The following is a 15,730-nucleotide window of genomic DNA, read 5'->3' as shown; positions in this document are numbered from 1 at the left end:
GTCCATCATCCTTTTGTAGAAAGCCTCAGTCTCGCGGGGCCGGCACCAGGTAATCGGCCATGCGGGCGCGCAATGCGTCCGGCAGCGGCGTCGAACGCAGGGTGCGCAGGTCCACCGTCACGATGGTCAGCAGCGCCGACAGGCGCAACTGGCCATCCCCTCCTTCGAAACGCACCTCGGCGCGCAACGATGCGCCGCCGATGTGCCGTACCGTCAATACCTGCCGCAGTCTTTCGTGCCAGCGGCTGGGCGCGCGAAAGTCGCACTGTACCGACGCCAGCGGCGTGCCGATCTGCTGCTCGACGTGCAGCGTGTGGAAAGGCAGTCCCATGCCCTTGTCGAACCACTCTTCGACGAAGTCGTTGATCATCTCGAAGTAGCGCGGATAGAACACGATGCCCGCCGGGTCGCAGTGCCGGAAACGCACCTCGACCTGGCTTTCGAAAGGGCGGGGCTTGCTCATGCCGCGCTCTTGGCCGTGGGGGTGGGAGCGTTGCCGGCCGCCATCTGGCGCAGCGCAAACCGTTGCAGCTTGCCGGTTTCCGTGCGCGGCAGCGTGGTCACGAACGCGATCGCGCGCGGGTATTTGTACGGCGCGATATGGTCCTTCACGAAGGCCTGCATGGCCGAGGCCAGCGCGTCGGAAGCCTTGTAGCCGGGCTTGAGCACCACATAGGCCTTCACCACCTGCCCGCGTTCGTCGTCCGGTGCGCCCACCACGCCGCATTCCGCCACGGCTTCGTGGCGCAACAGCGCGTCTTCCACTTCGGGGCCGGCGATGTTGTAGCCCGCCGAGATGATCATGTCGTCGTTGCGCGCCTGGTAGAACAGATAGCCGTCGTCGTCCTGCACGAAGGTGTCGCCCGGCAGGTTCCAGCCTTGCTGCACGAACTTGCGCTGGCGTTCGTCGGCCAGGTAGCGGCAACCGGTCGGCCCGCGCACCGCCAGCCGTCCGGCCGTGCCGTTGGGCACGGGGCGCATCTCGTCGTCCACCACCTGGGCGACGTAGCCGGGCACCACGCGGCCGATGGCGCCGGGCCGTACGCTGTCGGGCGGGCTGGAGACGAAGACATGGATCATCTCGGTGCCGCCGATGCCGTCGATCATCTCGATGCCGGTGGCGCGTTTCCAGAGCTGGCGCGTGGCGTCGGGCAAGGCCTCGCCCGCCGACACGCTTTTCTGCAGGGATGAGATGTCGTACTTGCCCACCAGCGCGGACATCTGGCGGTAGAACGTGGGCGCGGTGAACACGATGGTGGCGCGGAATTGCTGGATGGTCTGCAGCAGCAGGTCGGGCGTGAGTTTCTCGACCAGCACCGTGCTGGCGCCCGCGCGCAGCGGAAAGCACAGCAGCCCGCCCAGGCCGAAGGTGAAGGCCAGCGGCGGCGTGCCGCAGAACACGTCGTCGGCCGTGGGCTGGATGACGTGGCGCGGGAACAGGTCGCACATGGCCAGCACGTCACGGTGGAAGTGCATGCAGCCCTTGGGCAGGCCGGTGGTGCCGCTGGTGAAGGCGATCAGGCAGACGTCCTCGGCCGAGGTGTCGCACGCCGTGAACTCGTCGGGCTTGGCGGCCGCCAGCGCATCCAGGGCATCGGGCGCGGCGTCGTTGAACAGCATCACCGGGCCCAGGCCGCCGCAGTGGTGCTCGTGGCCCTCCTGCTTGCAGGTCAGGGCTTCGTCTTTCAGGCGGGCGTCGCACAGCACGGCCTGCACCTGGGCCTTCTCGATGATCTGGTGCAGCTCCTTGGCGCGCAGCAGCGGCATGGTGGGCACGGTGACCAGCCCCGCCTTGATGGCCGCCAGCCACGAGGCCGCCATCATGGGATTGTTCGGGCCGCGCAGCAATACGCGGTTGCCGGGCACGAGCTTCATGTCGTCGACCAGCACGTGCGCGATGCGGTTGGTCAGCACGCGCAGTTGCTCGTACGTCATCGTGGCCGGGCCGGCATCGGAGAGCCAGCGCAGCGCGACGCGCTCGCCGTGGCCATTCGCGGCCATGGCGTCGACCAGTTCGACCGCGCAGTTGAACCGCTTGGGATACGCCACGTCGGGGCCATCCAGCAGCAGCTCGGGCCATAGCTCGGGCGGCGGCAGGTTGTCTCGGGCGAAGGTGTCTACGTGCGCGGATGCTTCCATGGTATTTCCCCTTGTTGTCGGCATTGCCGTATGCGTATGGGCCCGCGCGTGTCAGGCCTTGAGCAGTTCGCGGGCGATGATCAGCTTCTGCACCTCGGTGGCCCCTTCATAGATGCGCAGGGCGCGGATCTCGCGGTAGAGCTTTTCCACAGGCTGCCCGGACACCACGCCCGCGCCGCCGAACATCTGCAGGGCGCGGTCGATGACGGATTGCGCCGACTCGGTGGCCGCCATCTTGGCCATTGCCGCCTCGCGCGTGGTGCGCACGCCTTTCACGTCGCGCAGCCAGGCGGCGCGGTAGGTGAGCAACGCGGCGCCGTCGATGGCGGTGGCCATGTCGCCGAACGCGGCCTGGGTCAGTTGCAGGTCGGCCAGTGTCTGGCCGAACATGCGGCGTTCGCGCGCGCGCGCCAGGCCTTCGTCCAGCGCGCGCTTGGCGAAACCCAGCGCGGCGGCCGCCACCGAGGCGCGGAAGATGTCCAGCGTCATCATGGCCAGCTTGAAGCCCTGGCCGGGATCGCCCAGCCGCTGGCTGGCGGGAATGCGGCAGTTGGAAAAGCGCAGGCGCGCCAGCGGATGCGGCGCGATCAGGTCGAAGCGTTCGGCGATGTCCAGGCCGGGTGTGTCGGCATCGACCACGAAGGCGCTGATGCCGCGTGCGCCGGGCGCTTCGCCGGTGCGCGCGAAGACACAGTAGAAATCGGCGATGCCGCCGTTCGAGATCCAGGTCTTCTCGCCGTTCAGGACGTAGTGTTCGCCCTCTGCGCGCGCCTCGCAGGCCATGGCCGCGACGTCGGAACCCGCCTCGGGTTCGGACAGCGCGAAGGCCGCGATGGCCCGACCGCTGGCCACGGCGGGCAGGTAGCGCAGCCGCAGGTCGTCGGCGCCCATCAGCGAGATGGCGCCGCTGCCCAGGCCCTGCATGGCGCAGGCGAAATCGGCCAGGCCCTCGTGGCGCGCCAGGGTTTCGCGCAGCACGCAGACCGCGCGCGAATCCACTTGCGGCAGCTTGCCGCCCCAGGCGCCGTCCGGCCCCGCGGGCACGCAATGGCACAGCCAGCCGGCCTCGCCCAGCGCGCGCACCAGCGAGCGGCAGGCATTGTCCGTGTCGGCGTGGTCGATGTGCGCCAGCGCCTGGCCACACCAGGCGTCCAGTTCGTGCGCCAGGGCACGATGGCTGTCGTCGAAGAAGGGCCAGTCCAGCCAGGAGGCATCGCGCATGGGCATGGTCAGTCTCCGGCGAACTCGGGCTTGCGCTTGCTGACGAAGGCCTCGTAGGCCCGATGGAAGTCGCGCGTCTGCATGCAGATGGCCTGGGCTTCGGCTTCGGCCTCGATGGCTTCGTCCACGCCCATGTTCCATTCCTGGTGCAGCAGTTTCTTGGTGACGCCATGCGCGAACGTGGGGCCGGCGGCCAGTTGGGTAGCCAGTTGCGCCGTGGCTTCGGCCAGCGCCTGGGGCTCGTGCAGGGCGTTGAAGAAGCCCCATTGCAGGCCCTCGTCGGCGGTCATGGCGCGGCCGGTGTACAGCAGCTCGCTGGCGCGGCCCTGGCCGATCATGCGCGGCAGCAGCGTGCAGGCGCCCATGTCGGCGCCCGCCAGGCCCACGCGGGTGAACAGGAATGCGGTGCGCGCGGCCGGGGTGCCCAGGCGCATGTCGGACGCCAGGGCCACCATGGCGCCCGCGCCGGCGCACACGCCATCGACCGCGGCCACGATGGGCTGGGGGCACGCGCGCATGGCCTTGACCAGGTCGCCCGTCATGCGGGTGAAGTCCAGCAGTTCGGGCATGCTCATCTTGGTCAGCGGCCCGATGATCTCGTGCACGTCGCCGCCCGAGCAGAAGTTGCCGCCCGCGCCGGTGACCACCACCACCTTGATGTCGGTGGCATAAACCAGGCCGCGGAACAGGTCGCGCAACTCGGCATAGGAGTCGAAAGTGAGCGGGTTCTTGCGCTCGGGACGGTTCAGCGTGATGGTGCCGACCTTGCCGTCCTGCGAGACCTGCCACAGGAAGGTGCGCGCCTCGTGGCCCGCGTACGGGCGCCGGTGATGCTTCATGGTGTGTTCGGACATGCGTGTCTCCGTATGGATGCGTTCGGGGGCGGCTCAGCCGGCGACCTCTCCGCCATCGACCGCGATGGCCTGCCCGTTTAGGGACGCGGAGGCGGGCAATGCCAGCCAGGCCACGGTGTCGGCGACCTCTTGCGGATCGACCAGGCGGCCCTGCGGATTGCGTTCGGCCAGGCGGGCGCGCGCGTCGGTATCGCTCAGGCCGGTCTTCTGCACGATGTTGGCCACGGCATCGCGCACGATGTCGGTGTCGGTGTAGCCGGGGCACACTGCGTTGACGGTGACGCCCTTGCGCGCGACCTCCAGCGCCACGGCGCGTGTCAGTCCGATGACGCCGTGCTTGGCCGCGCAATAGGCGCCGACGTAGGCGTAGCCCACCAGCCCGGCGGTGCTGGCCACGTTGATGATGCGGCCCCAGCCCTGTTCCAGCATGCCGGGCAGCGCGGCCTGCATGCAATGGAAGGTGCCGCTGAGGTTGACGTCGAGCATGGCCTGCCACAGCGCGGCGTCGGTGCGGTCGAAGCGCTGGCTGATGGCCTGGCCGGCGTTGTTCACCAGGATGTGCACCGGGCCATGGCGTTCGACGGCCTGGGCGAAAGCCGCCTGCACCGAGGCCGCGTCGGCCACGTCGGCGCTGGCGATGCCCACGCGGTCTGGCGCACCGAGGCCGTCCGCGGCGGCCTGCAGCGTGGCGGCGTCCCGGCCCAGCAGCGTGACCGCCGCGCCCTGCGCCAGCAGCGCGCGCGCGCAGGCCAGCCCGATGCCGCGCGCCGCGCCCGTCACCAGGGCATGGCGGCCGGCCAGGGGGAGGGAGGCGTGATTCATTTGGTGTCCTGTTGCGCCATGGCGTTGGCGCGTTCGAAGTTGGTTTCCAGCTGGCGCTTGCCGGCGGCGTACTGCGGCGGCCACGGCACGTCCCGGAAGCCCACGTGCGCGGTTTCGCGCAGCGTCCAGGCGGCATCGGCCAGGTGCGGGCGGGCCAGTGCGCAGAGATCGGCGCGGCCCGAGGCGATGATGCCGTTGACGTGGTCGGCTTCGAAGATGGCGCCCACCGCGATGGTGGGAATGCCCGCCTCGTTGCGCACGCGGTCGGCGAAGGGCGTCTGGAACATGCGGCCGTACACCGGCTGCTGGTCGGGGCTGACCTGGCCGGACGAGCAGTCGACCATGTCGGCGCCCGCGGCCTTGAACGCCCGCGCGATCTCGACCGCATCGTCGCCGTCGATGCCGCCCTCGACCCAGTCGTGCGCCGAGATGCGCACCGACATGGGCAGGTTGTCGGGCCATGCCGCCCGCACCGCCTGGAAGACTTCGAGCGGATAGCGCAGGCGGTTTTCCAGGCTGCCGCCGTATTCGTCGGTGCGCTGGTTGGTCAGCGGCGAGATGAAGCTGGACAGCAGGTAGCCGTGCGCGCAGTGCAGTTCCAGCCAGTCGAAGCCGGCCTGCGCGGCGCGGCGCGCGGCGGCGGCGAATTCATCGCGTACGCGGTCCATGTCGTCGCGCGTCATGGCGCGCGGCGTTTGCGAAATGCCGGGCAGGTAGGGCAGCGCCGAGGCCGACAGCAGCGGCCAGTTGCCGTCGGCGAGCGGATGATCCATGCGCTGCCAGCCCAGCTGGGTGGACCCTTTGCGCCCCGCGTGGCCCAGCTGGATGCCGATGCGCGCCTGGCTGTTGCCGTGCACGAAGCGCACGATGCGCGCGAAGGCCTCGGCCTGTTCGTCGTTCCACAGCCCCGGGCAGCCGGGGGTGATGCGCGCATCGGGCGAGGGGCAGGTCATCTCGACCATGACCAGGCCCGCCCCGCCCAGCGCCCGCGCGCCCAGGTGGACGAGGTGGAATTCGCCGGGCACGCCGTCCTGGCACGAGTACATGGCCATGGGCGACACGACGATGCGGTTGGGCAGGCGCACGCTGCGCGCCCGATACGGCGTGAGCATGGGCAGGGGTGGACGCCTGCCTTCGGCGGGCGCGCCGGCCTGCTCGGCGATCCAGGCCTCGTGGCCTTGCAGCCACTGGGCATCGCGCACCCGCAGGTTCTCGTGCGAGATGCGCTGCGAACGCGTCAGCAGCGAATAGGCGAACTGCTCGGGCGGCAGGCCGGCATAGCGCTGCACATTCTCGAACCATTCGGTGGAGTTGCGCGCGGCGTTCTGGATTTTCAGCACTTCTACGCTGCGCACGTCTTCGTAGTGCTGCAGGCCCGCGGGCAGGTCTTGCGCGCCCTGCAGGCAGCGCGCCAGTTCGATGGCGTCTTCCAGCGCCAGCTTGGTGCCCGAGCCGATGGAGAAGTGTGCCGTGTGCGCCGCGTCGCCCATCAACACCACGGGCACGCGGCGCTGGCCGCGGTCGGTGTCCAGCGTGTTCCAGTGCACCCAGGTATGGCAGATGACGCGCGGAAAGCGGATCCAGATGGCCGAGCCGCGCAGGTGCCCGGCGTTGCTGACGAGGCGATGGCCGTCGAGCCAGGGCGCGAACAGCTGCTCGCAGTAGGCGATGCCTTCTTCCTGGCTCATGGATTCGATGCCGCTGGCCTGCCAGGTTTCTTCCGGCGTCTCGACGATGAAGGTCGACATGCCGTCTTCGAAACGATAGGCGTGCGCCTGGAACCAGCCGTGCTCGGTCTCGACGAAGGCGAAGGTGAAGGCGTCGAAGGTCTTGGTGGTGCCCAGCCACACGAAGCGGCAGCGGCGCGGATCGATGTCGGGCTTGAAGGTGTCGGCGTAGCGCGTGCGCGCCAGGCTGTTCAGGCCGTCCGCGGCCACCACCAGGTCGGCGTCGTACTGGCGCGCCAGCGCCTGGTCGTCCTGCACGTAGGTTTCGAACACCAGTTGCACGCCGACTTCCTCGCAGCGCGCCTGCAGGATGTTCAGCAGGTGCTTGCGGCCGATGCCGATGAAGCCGTGGCCGCTGGTGCGGATGCTGCGGCCCTTGAAATGGATGTCGATGTCGTCCCAGTGGTTGAAGGCGTCGCCGATGGTGCGCGCCGAGACGGGGTCGGCCTGCCGCAGGTTCTCCATGGTGGCGTCGGAGAACACGACGCCCCAGCCGAAGGTGTCGTAGGGACGGTTGCGCTCGACCACGACGACTTCGTTTGCGGGGTTCTGCAGTTTCATCAGCAGCCCGAAGTACAGGCCGGCGGGACCGCCGCCCAGGCAGACGATTTTCATGACGCGTGCTCCGTGAGGCCCTGCGGGACGACGTGCCCGGCAAAAGGACAGTACATGCCTATATAGTTTAGGCTTGAAATATATAACGCAAGCGCAGGGTGGTGCAATACGGACTTCTACGTCAGGGAAATCCCGAGGATGGAATAGGACGGGATGACGCTGCCGTCCTTCACGGCGCATGCGTACCATGCGGTCTTGGCTCGCCTGTCATGGCGGTTCACGGCGGGCATTCGATGCGGCGTAGTCGCCATGTGGTATTTCTTGGGGCCGATCTTCCGGCGTCGCCGCCGGCCGTCACGCGTTCCCTCAGATCATCCGTGTCCCTTTCCCACACGCGCGAACTGCTCGAAACCCGGCAGGTTCCCGTCTACTTCGCCGCCGTCGCGGCCGCTGTCCTGCTGGCCTGGCAGGCGCCGGGCACGGCGTCGCTGGCGCCGCTCATCGACCCCTTGCTGGGGTTCATGCTGTTCGTCACCTTCCTGCAGGTGCCGCTGACCGAGCTGCGCCAGGCGCTGTCCAACCTGCGCTTCCTGGGCGCCTTGCTCACGGCCAACTTCGTGCTGGTGCCGGTGCTGGTCTTCGCGCTGTTGCCCTGGCTGCCAGCCGATCCGCTGCCGCGCATCGGCGTCCTGCTGGTGCTGCTGACGCCCTGCATCGACTACGTCGTCACCTTCGCGTATCTGGGGCGATCGGATACCCGGCCCCTGTTGGCCGCCACGCCGGTGCTGCTGGCCATGCAGATGCTGCTGCTGCCGGTCTTCCTGGGGTGGTTCCTGGGCGAGGCGGGCAAGGGGCTGGTGCATTGGCAGCCGTTCCTGCACGCCTTTCTCTCCCTGATCGCGGCGCCGCTGGCATTGGCCGCGGCGTGCCAGGCGTGGGCGGCGCGCTCGGGGGCAGGCCGGTCAACCGTGGCCGCGCTGGGACTCCTGCCCGTGCCGGCGACGACGGTGGTGCTGTTCGTGGTGGTGGCGGCGGTCACCCCGCAACTGGGCCGGGCCGCGGACGCGGCGTTGGCCGTGGTGCCTGTCTATGCGGTTTTCGCGGTCGTGGCGCCGCTGCTGGGATGGGGCTGCGCCTGCCTGTGGCGCTTGCCCGCGGAGCAAGGGCGCGCCGTGGCGTTCAGCAGCGCCACGCGCAATTCCCTGGTGGTGTTGCCGCTGGGACTGGCCATTCCGGGCGCGGTGCCCTGGGTGCCCGCGGTGATCGTTGCCCAGACCCTGGTAGAACTGGCCAGCGAGCTGGTCTATGTGAAAGTGATCCCGCGTTTGGGGGCCGCGGCGCGGATATCGCCATAGGCGCCAGGCATTGCGGCTTGCGGGGCCCTGTGCCTGGCCCCCGCGCGATGCGGTCAGCGGACGACGATCTCGCCGTTTTCCAGGCCGGCGCGGCCGCCGATCTGGTCTTCGATGAATTCCATGCGCCGGTTGGCGATGAACAGCTTCACGCCGCCATAGAAGCGCTTCTTGGCCGTGATGGTGGCCGACTGCAGCGGCATCAGGTCGCGAGTGAGCTGTTCTTCGCGGGCCTGCAGATCCGTCAGGCCGGCGAGCACCTGGTTCAGCGTGTTGGCGGCGCGTTCGCCCACGCCGTTCACGTTCTTCTGCGGATTGACCTTCAGGAACAGCACCAGCTTTTCCAGCTTGTCCTTCTTGTCGGTCAGGTCGCGGCGTTCGTCTTCCAGTGCGGCGCGCTTCGAGGACGCATGCGGGTCGGTGCCTACGCGCACCTCGGTGGGGGCGGCGGCCATCGAGCCCAGGATGCCCGATTGCACCGATTTCAACGCATGGATCATGCCGCCCGTGACGGCGCCTTGTTGCGAGCCCGGCGGGCCGACCAGCACGCTTTCGCCGGCGCTGATGGTGCACTGGCGCACTTCGCGCTCGATGGCCACGTTCTTGCCCGCGCTGACTTCGGCGTTGGACAGGAAGCGTGCCTTGACGGTGCCGCCACAACTGATGTGGGCCTGGCGGCTGTTGCCGCGGTTGTCGCGGGCGAAGGCGTCGGCCATGCCGACGATGCCGCCGTTGACGGTGATGTTGCCGCCCGCATGCACGTGGGCGGCTTCGATGGTGCCATTGACCACCACGTCGCCGGTGACGCGCACCAGCATGCCCATGGTGATGTCGCCCTTCACGCGCAGCGTGCCGTCGAATTCGATGTTGCCCGAGGTCAGGTCGACCGCGTCGACCTCGACCAGCGAGTTCACCTGCACGCCCTGCGCCACCACCATCGGCACGCCCGAGATGGCGGCCAGCAGCAGGTCGGGGTCGTCGGGGTCGGTTTCGACGCCGGTCAGGTTGGGGGCGAACGGCACGTCGGGCAGGGGCGGCGGCTCGATGGGGCGGCCCAGCACGTTGTGGCCGGGTTCGCCCGGCGTGCTGGGAATGCGGCGCATCAGCGGCTCGCCGGGCTCGACCAGCGTCAGGTTGCCCATTTCGCGGTAGTCGATGATTGCGTTCTCGTCGTCCTCGCGCTGGCGCACCGCCAGCGATTCGAGCAGGCTTTCGAAATGCCCCTGCCGGCCCGGCACCGGATACTTGCCCTCGGCGATGACGACGCGGTCGCATTCGCCTTGCGCGATGAGATCGCGCAGCGTCAGGTCCAGGATGCCCGCGATGATGCCGCTGGCCGCCAGCGCGGCGCGCACGTCTTCTTCGGTGACGGGATTGCCGCCGCGCGGGGGCGTGAGCGTCAGCATGGCCGACATCAGGTCGGGCGTGACGTCCAGTTCGAACGAGCCATGGATGATGATCGCGCCGATGGCCAGGCGCACGGCGCCGTCGGCGTCATGGCAGGCGTTCAGGAACGAGGCGACCAGATCTTCATCCAGAACCTCGAGACCCCATTCCTGTGCTTGGACCGCGGCCTCGAGCGCCTGGCGCGTGGGAGGCTCAGGGTTGTCGCCATCCGGCTGGTAGATGGCGGACAAGACTTGGGAGTCCTCGTCGACAACCAGCTGGATGGGATTTTCGGCAGACATGGAGGTCCTTTCTTTCAGAACGGATGCGTCTGGCTCATGCGCGCGGCAAGGGGCGCACAGCCTCTATCGGGGCAGTAATAAATAGAAATATCAAGACATATTACGCGAAGATCGGCGTCGCGTGGTAGGGAGCATGCATGAAAAGTTCCCCTATCTTGCTGATTTCACTCAAAAAACAAGCAAGACAGCAGTAATAGGGGACATGCACCCCAAAACGTCCGTTATGTGGACGGTTTGTGCCGCCCGTTCGCCGCCCAGGGCAAAGCGGCCCCGTAAGGGGCCGTCAGGCCAAGGCATGAAACGTGGCGCTTGCGTCGGGCTCGGCGTTCAGCGGGTCATGGCCGCGAAAGCCTGTTCCGCCGCGTCCAGGGTGGTCTGGATGACGGCGTCGTCGTGCGTGGCGGAAACGAAGCCGGCCTCGAACGCGGACGGAGCGAAGTGTACGCCGGCTTCGAGCATGAGGTGGAAAAATTGTTTGAACGCCGCCGCGTCGCAAGCCGAGACCTCGGCGAACGAGGTGGGCACCTTGTCGCCGAAATAGAGGCCGAACATGCCACCGATGGCATCCGCGGAGAACGCCAGGCCGGCGGCGCGGGCGCGGGCCTGCAGGCCTTCGGCCAGTTTGAGTGTCTGCGCGGACAGATGTTCGTAGAAGCCGGGTGCGCCGGTCAGGCGCAGCGTGGCCAGGCCGGCGGCCACGGCCACGGGATTGCCCGACAGCGTGCCCGCCTGGTAGACGCCGCCCAGGGGGGCGATGTGCTTCATCAGTTCGGCGCTGCCGCCGAAGGCGCCCACCGGCATGCCGCCGCCGATCACCTTGGCCAGCGTGGTCAGGTCGGGGCGCACGCCCGTCAGGCCCTGCACGCCCTGCGGACCCACGCGAAAGCCGGTCATCACTTCGTCGAAGATCAGCACGGCGCCGCTGCGCGTGCACACGTCGCGCAGGCCTTCCAGGAAGCCGGGCGCGGGCTTGATCAGGTTCATGTTGCCGGCCACCGGCTCGACGATCACGCAGGCGATGTCCGCGCCGTGTTCGTCGAACGCCGTCTGCACGGCCTGCAGGTTGTTGTATTCCAGGGTGAGCGTGTGCGCCACGAACTCGGGCGGCACGCCGGCCGAGCTGGGATTGCCGAAGGTCAGCAGGCCCGAGCCGGCCTTGACCAGCAGGCTGTCGGAGTGGCCGTGGTAGCAGCCCTCGAACTTGACGATCTTGGCGCGTCCGGTGGCGCCGCGCGCCAGGCGGATGGCCGTCATGGTGGCCTCGGTGCCCGAGCTGACCAGGCGCACCTGCTCGAGCGAAGGCAGGCGCTGGATCAGCAGTTCGGCCAGTTCGACCTCGGCTTCGGTGGGCGCGCCGAACGACAGGCCGTGCACGGCCGCGTCCTGGACGGCCTTGACCACTTCGGGGTGGGCATGGCCCAGGATGGCCGGGCCCCACGAGCCGACGTAGTCGATGTAGCGCGCGCCGTCGGCGTCCCACACGTGCGGGCCCTGCGCGCGCGCGATGAAGCGCGGCGTGCCGCCCACGGAACGGAAGGCGCGCACGGGAGAGTTGACGCCGCCGGGAATGCTCAGGCAGGCGCGTTCGAAGAGTTCGGCGTTACGGGACATGGGACGGGCTTATTCGGTTGCCGCCGGCGGGCGGGAAGGAGTGGCGTAGGGCGCCGCGCAGGCTCGCGCGGCTGCTGCGATGTCAGGGGCCTCGAAGAGGCCGGTGATGACGGCGATGGCGTCGGCGCCGGCCTGGGCCGCCAGCACGGCGTTCTGCGGCGTGATGCCGCCGATGGCCACGACGGCGGGGCGGGGGCGGGGTTGCTGTTCGGTCAGATCGCGGGCCTGGCCAAGCAGCGCCAGCGGCGCATGCACGGCTTGCGGCTTGGTGGGCGAGGGGAACACCGCGCCGAAGGCGATGTAATCCGCGCCGGCATCCATCTGGCGCCGGGCGCGGTCGAGTTCGTCATAGCAGGACGCGCCGACGATGATATCCGGCGCCAGGCGGCGTACCTCGGCCAGGTCGCCGTCGTCGCGGCCCAGGTGTACGCCGTCGGCGCCCACCTCGAGCGCCAGGCGCCAGTGGTCGTTGATCATCAGCACCACGCCCAGCTCGCGGCACAGCGGGGCCAGCGCGCGGGCCTGGTCGGCGCGCACGGCGTCGGGCACGTCCTTGCGGCGCAACTGCAGCGAGCGCATGCCGCCGGCGGCGGCTTGCTGCACGGCCAGCAGCAGGCGGTCGGTGTCGTCCCATTCGGGCGTGACGCCGTACAGTCCTCGGGGGAATCGCAGCGCGGTCATCGTGGCGTCCTTGGCTGGAACGAGGGAGCGGGGGGCGTCATTGGCCGTCGCCCAGCCGGTTGGGAATGCGGCGGCCCATGCCGGGCAGGAAGCTGGCGGCCAGGGTCTGCTCGGCATGCGCCAGCGCCAGTTCGACGGCGCGCATCATCGGCAGGCCCTGGGCCAGGAAGGCGGCGGCGGCCGTGGCGGCCACGCCGCCGGTATCGGCGTTGCGGTCGGGCGGCGCCTGCCAGGGCCACGAGGCGGTCTCGCCCTCGGGGCCGACGAGGGTGTTGGCGAAATGGCCGGGACGCAGCGGCGCGCCCAGCACCAGCGCCCATTGCGCGCCGCCCGACAGCAGGGCGTGCGCCGGGCTGGGCGCGCCGGAGGTGTCGATGGTGCCGTCGGACTGCCAATGCATCAGGCGCATGTGCTCGACCACCACCAGATTGGCTTGCGGCAGCAGCAGCTCCAGGATGGCCGACAGCAGGTCTTCGGCGTCGTCCTGGGCGGCGGCATCGTCGGGCAGCGGGCCACGCGGGCCCAGGTGCAGCACCAGCGGCACCTGGCTGTAGTCGGCCGCGATCTGGGCGGCCACGCTGGCCGCCTCGGTGGCGTACAGGCCGCCGACCTTGATGGCCTGCACGGACATGTCTTCCAGCAGGCAGCGGGCCTGGTCGTCCAGCAGGTCGGCCGATACGGGATGGATCTCTTCGATGCCGGCGGTGTCCTGGACGGTGAGCGCCGTCGCGGCGGCCAGGCCATGGCAATGCAGGCGGGCGCAGGTGACGGCGTCGGCGGGCAGGCCATCGGTGCCGGACGGATCGACCGGGCCCATGAGAAGCACGAGGGGAGGGAGGACGGGAGCCACTGACACGGGAATAAGAGCGATACGGACTGGGCTGGCCGGTCCCGCAACCGGGTTTTTCGGGCAGCCCCCATTGGGTTTTCGGTAAGATGTCCCCATTCTAATGGATGCGTCGCGCCGCTGGTCCGAAGGGCGGATCGGGGCGGCGGCGCCAAGCACGAGAAAACCATGCGTACCTGGATGTGTCTGATTTGCGGTTGGGTCTACGATGAAGAGGCAGGCTTGCCGGAAGAGGGCATTGCGCCGGGCACCAAGTGGGAAGACGTTCCTCCCAACTGGGTCTGTCCCGAATGCGGCGCACGCAAGGAAGACTTCGAACTGATGGAAATCTGACGGCTACGCTCCGTCGGATCCGCTATAACGGCAAACCGCATCAACGAGGGCCGTCATGACCGATACGCAGCATCCCGACGGAGACCGCAAGAGCGCCGAATCCGGCGCCGATTTCTCCAACCAGTTCCTGATGGCGATGCCCGGCATGGTCGAAGGCAGTTTGGCCGGCACGGTCATCTACGTCTGCGAGCACACCCCCCGCGGCGCCTTGGGGCTGGTCATCAACCGGCCTACCGACCTGACGCTGGGCACGCTGTTCGAACGCATCGAACTCACGCTGGAAATCGCGCCCACGCGCGACGACATCGTCTTTTTCGGCGGCCCGGTGCAAACGGATCGCGGCTTCGTGCTGCATGCGCCCGCCGGCGAATACACCTCCAGCATCAAGCTGGGCGAACTGGCCCTGACCACCTCGCGCGACGTGCTGCAGGCCGTGGCGGACGGCAACGGTCCGGCCCGCATGCTGGTCACGCTGGGCTATGCCGGCTGGGGCGCAGGCCAGCTCGAACGCGAGATGGCGCAGAACGCCTGGCTCAACGTCGGCGCCGACTCGCGCATCATTTTCGACGTGCCGCCCGACGACCGCTATCCGGCTGCGCTGAAGCTGCTGGGCATCGATCCCATCATGCTGGCGGGTGACGCAGGCCATGCCTGACGAGACCCTGCTGGGATTCGACTTCGGCGAGAAAAAGCTGGGCATCGCCATCGGCAACACGCTGACGCGCCAGGCCCGGCCGCTGGAAATCCTCTTTTCCGAGACGCGCGACGCCCGCTTCGGCCGCATCGCGGAACTGCTGCGCGAATGGCAGCCGCAGCGCGTGGTGGTCGGGTTGGCGCTGGCCTCCGACGGCGGCGAGCAGCCGGCCACCGCACGCTGCCGGCGCTTCGCCAATCAATTGCATGGCCGTTTCGGCCTGCCGGTCGTCCTGGTCGACGAGCGGGGCTCCAGCATGGAGGCCCAGCAACTGCTGGGCACGAATGCGCCCGACGACGCCGTGGCTGCGGCCGTCATCCTGCAGCGCTACCTGGACGCGCTGCCCGCGGCCACCGATTCGCCCAGCGCGGAATCGCCTGTCGCCGGTTCGCGAGTATGATGCTGCCCGTCCCTGACCGCGCGTACGGCGCCCGGGGCTCGTTCCCGGAGACCACGCGTTGAACCTGCTGCGTTTCATCGTCCGGCTGGCCCTGGTGCTGCCGCTGATCCTCTTCGCCCTGTTGTGCGTCACCCTGGTCTATCCCTGGTTGCCGCTGGACGCCCGCGTGCGCCTGTGGCTGAACCGCACCTGGGCGCGCTTCCTGCTGCACGCCTGCGGCATCCGCCTGGCCATACGCGGCGAGCCGCGCTACAAGGGCGCGGTGCTGTGGGTGGCGAACCACGTCTCCTGGATCGACATCTTCGTGGTCAACGCCGTGCGCGCCACCTCGTTCGTGGCCAAGGCCGAGATCCGTTCCTGGCCGCTGGTCGGCTGGCTGGCCCAGGGCGCCGGCACGTTGTTCATCGACCGCAACCAGCGGCATGCGGTGCACGACATGGGCCAGGCCATCCACAAGTGCTTCGAGCGCGGCGACGCCGTCGGCCTGTTTCCCGAAGGCACGACCAGTGAAGGTTTCGCCTTGCGTCCCTTCCACGCCAGCTTGTTCGAGCCCGCCCGGCAGGCCGGCGTGGCCATCCAGCCCGTGGCGATGCGCTTCCTGCATCACGGCCAGCGCAGCGGCTACGCCTCGTTCGTGGGCGAGGAGACCCTGGTGGCCAACATGTGGCGCGTGCTGGGCACCACCGGCCTGGCGGTCGAGCTGGTGTTCCTGCCGGTACTGCCCGCCAAGGGCGAGGACGGCGAGCCCCCGACGCGCCTGGAACTGTCGCGCCTGGCGCGCGACGCCATCGCCGGCCAGCTCTGAT

General features: G+C 69.0%; 15 protein-coding genes. 5 read left to right on the top strand and 10 right to left on the bottom strand.

Going from position 1 to position 15,730, the window contains the following annotated elements; all coding sequences use genetic code 11:
• Positions 1-25: 25 nt before the first annotated feature.
• Genes A7W11_RS19475 through A7W11_RS19450 form a run of 6 tightly spaced genes read right to left on the bottom strand, consistent with a single transcriptional unit; the run spans position 26 to position 7,378 of the window.
• Complete coding sequence (locus tag A7W11_RS19475; RefSeq protein ID WP_066417467.1) at positions 26-463, bottom strand: acyl-CoA thioesterase; 438 nt, start codon at positions 461-463, stop codon at positions 26-28.
• Positions 460-2,139: an AMP-binding protein gene (locus A7W11_RS19470; RefSeq protein ID WP_066417464.1), complete on the bottom strand. Its 1,680-nt coding sequence runs from the start codon at positions 2,137-2,139 to the stop codon at positions 460-462. Before A7W11_RS19470 ends, A7W11_RS19475 begins: the two co-directional genes overlap by 4 nt.
• Before the next feature lie 51 nt (positions 2,140-2,190).
• The gene (locus A7W11_RS19465) at positions 2,191-3,360 is read right to left on the bottom strand and encodes an acyl-CoA dehydrogenase family protein (protein WP_066419273.1); all 1,170 of its coding nucleotides are present in this window, start codon (positions 3,358-3,360) and stop codon (positions 2,191-2,193) included.
• Positions 3,361-3,368: 8 nt separating this feature from the next.
• Positions 3,369-4,214 (bottom strand): enoyl-CoA hydratase family protein, encoded by an 846-nt coding sequence (locus tag A7W11_RS19460; RefSeq protein WP_066417463.1) that lies wholly within the window; start codon positions 4,212-4,214, stop codon positions 3,369-3,371.
• Positions 4,215-4,247: 33 nt separating this feature from the next.
• Complete coding sequence (locus A7W11_RS19455) at positions 4,248-5,036, bottom strand: SDR family NAD(P)-dependent oxidoreductase (protein ID WP_066417462.1); 789 nt, start codon at positions 5,034-5,036, stop codon at positions 4,248-4,250.
• On the bottom strand, positions 5,033-7,378 hold the full coding sequence (locus tag A7W11_RS19450) for a bifunctional salicylyl-CoA 5-hydroxylase/oxidoreductase (protein ID WP_066417461.1): 2,346 nt from the start codon (positions 7,376-7,378) through the stop codon (positions 5,033-5,035). Before A7W11_RS19450 ends, A7W11_RS19455 begins: the two co-directional genes overlap by 4 nt.
• A gap of 317 nt (positions 7,379-7,695) precedes the next feature.
• Here A7W11_RS19450 and A7W11_RS19445 point away from each other — a divergent pair, with 317 nt between their 5' ends.
• Entirely contained in the window at positions 7,696-8,673 is a 978-nt protein-coding gene (locus A7W11_RS19445) for an arsenic resistance protein (RefSeq protein WP_066417459.1), read from the top strand.
• 53 nt (positions 8,674-8,726) lie between these two features.
• On the opposite strand, the gene A7W11_RS19440 is transcribed toward A7W11_RS19445, so the two are convergent.
• From A7W11_RS19440 to A7W11_RS19425, 4 genes are all read right to left on the bottom strand, one after another.
• Positions 8,727-10,358 (bottom strand): DUF342 domain-containing protein, encoded by a 1,632-nt coding sequence (locus A7W11_RS19440; protein WP_066417453.1) that lies wholly within the window; start codon positions 10,356-10,358, stop codon positions 8,727-8,729.
• A gap of 327 nt (positions 10,359-10,685) precedes the next feature.
• On the bottom strand, positions 10,686-11,969 hold the full coding sequence (gene hemL, locus A7W11_RS19435) for a glutamate-1-semialdehyde 2,1-aminomutase (protein ID WP_066417451.1): 1,284 nt from the start codon (positions 11,967-11,969) through the stop codon (positions 10,686-10,688).
• Positions 11,970-11,978: 9 nt separating this feature from the next.
• Positions 11,979-12,650, bottom strand: coding sequence for a thiamine phosphate synthase (gene thiE, locus A7W11_RS19430; RefSeq protein WP_066417449.1), 672 nt, complete (start codon positions 12,648-12,650; stop codon positions 11,979-11,981).
• A 37-nt stretch (positions 12,651-12,687) separates the two neighbouring features.
• Complete coding sequence (locus A7W11_RS19425) at positions 12,688-13,467, bottom strand: bifunctional hydroxymethylpyrimidine kinase/phosphomethylpyrimidine kinase (RefSeq protein ID WP_066417447.1); 780 nt, start codon at positions 13,465-13,467, stop codon at positions 12,688-12,690.
• A gap of 198 nt (positions 13,468-13,665) precedes the next feature.
• Between A7W11_RS19425 and A7W11_RS19420 the strand changes: the two genes are divergently transcribed.
• Genes A7W11_RS19420 through A7W11_RS19405 form a run of 4 tightly spaced genes read left to right on the top strand, consistent with a single transcriptional unit; the run spans position 13,666 to position 15,729 of the window.
• Positions 13,666-13,830 (top strand): rubredoxin, encoded by a 165-nt coding sequence (locus tag A7W11_RS19420; RefSeq protein WP_066132292.1) that lies wholly within the window; start codon positions 13,666-13,668, stop codon positions 13,828-13,830.
• A 55-nt stretch (positions 13,831-13,885) separates the two neighbouring features.
• Positions 13,886-14,485: a YqgE/AlgH family protein gene (locus A7W11_RS19415; protein ID WP_066417444.1), complete on the top strand. Its 600-nt coding sequence runs from the start codon at positions 13,886-13,888 to the stop codon at positions 14,483-14,485.
• Entirely contained in the window at positions 14,478-14,924 is a 447-nt protein-coding gene (ruvX, locus tag A7W11_RS19410) for a Holliday junction resolvase RuvX (RefSeq protein ID WP_066419270.1), read from the top strand. The genes A7W11_RS19415 and ruvX overlap by 8 nt, the downstream gene beginning before the upstream one ends.
• A gap of 58 nt (positions 14,925-14,982) precedes the next feature.
• Positions 14,983-15,729, top strand: a complete 747-nt coding sequence (locus tag A7W11_RS19405; protein WP_066417441.1) for a lysophospholipid acyltransferase family protein — start codon at positions 14,983-14,985, stop codon at positions 15,727-15,729.
• Position 15,730: the final 1 nt, after the last annotated feature.

Source organism: Bordetella ansorpii, assembly GCF_900078315.1.
GTDB lineage: Bacteria > Pseudomonadota > Gammaproteobacteria > Burkholderiales > Burkholderiaceae_B > Bordetella > Bordetella ansorpii.
This window is presented reverse-complemented; position numbering and strand designations above follow the sequence as displayed.